1 protein-coding gene is annotated in these 980 nt (G+C 53.3%); it reads right to left on the bottom strand.

The genetic code is table 11. The features are described 5' to 3' along the window. The coding region (locus tag CHU32_RS27870) for a transposase zinc-binding domain-containing protein (RefSeq protein ID WP_176691726.1) at positions 1-523 on the bottom strand (523 nt) is incomplete at its 3' end. Positions 524-980: the final 457 nt, after the last annotated feature.

Consider the following 980-nt stretch of genomic DNA (forward strand, 5'->3'; position numbering starts at 1 on the left):
TCACTGAGCCAGTTTGTGCAGAGGCTTTGGTGTAACCGGCTTTTTTGATCAGATGAGTTGAGAGTGTACGATAGACGATACTCAAGACCTGGCCCATCAGCTGGGGATGGCGAGCCAGCAAAAAGCGTAGCTGGAAAGGAAAGCTGAGCACCCACTGGCGAATGGGCTCCTTGGGGAAGACTTCGTCTATCAGCAGCGCCGCACTCTCGGCCATCCGGCGGGCACCGCAGCTAGGGCAAAAGCCGCGTCGTTTACAGCTGAAGGCGACCAGACGCTCGTGATGACAATCCTCGCAGCGAACCCGCATGAAACCATACTCCAGACGGCCACATTGGAGGAGGTCGTTGAATTCTTGTTGGATGTAGCGAGGCAGGTGTTGACCTTGGGCTTCGAGTGAGGCTTTGAAGGCTGGGTAGTGCTGCTCAACCAGCTGGTAGAGCAGCGTCTGGTCGGGTTGGTGGCGTTCGTAACCGTTTGTTTGAGTGGGCGATTGACTCGCCGTGGCGTTCCTTGCCAGCGACATGGGTATCCTCCGCTGATACTGTGGTTATGTACAGTATCAGCGGCTTGCGTTCAGACGTCCAGTCTGGCCCTAGACATCGCTAAATGCTTAACCCGCAATAGCCCTCACGAGTTGTTATCAGCCACTACCGGTTGAGCGAGAAGGTTTTGGGTTCAGGGTGCTATTGCTCCACCAATCACAATACTGAAGCCCCAACTGTTATCAGTTGGGGCTTTTTCTTGTCTGTTTGCGGCGGTTGCGTTTTATCGGTAGTCGTCGAGCTCTGCACCATCCCACATAAGAGCTTAACGGTGCGATCTTCAACGCCATCACACAAAACTTTCTTTTTCACGCACAGTCAACTTATTGGATGTTTTATTAACAACCCAAAAGGAGATATTTAGCGGGCGGCCGGAAGGTGAATGCTAGGCATGATCTAACCCTCGGTCTCTGGCGTCGCGACTGCGAAATTTCGCGA

Origin of the sequence: Superficieibacter electus (assembly GCF_002915575.1) — a bacterium.
Classification (GTDB): Bacteria; Pseudomonadota; Gammaproteobacteria; order Enterobacterales; family Enterobacteriaceae; genus Superficieibacter; species Superficieibacter electus.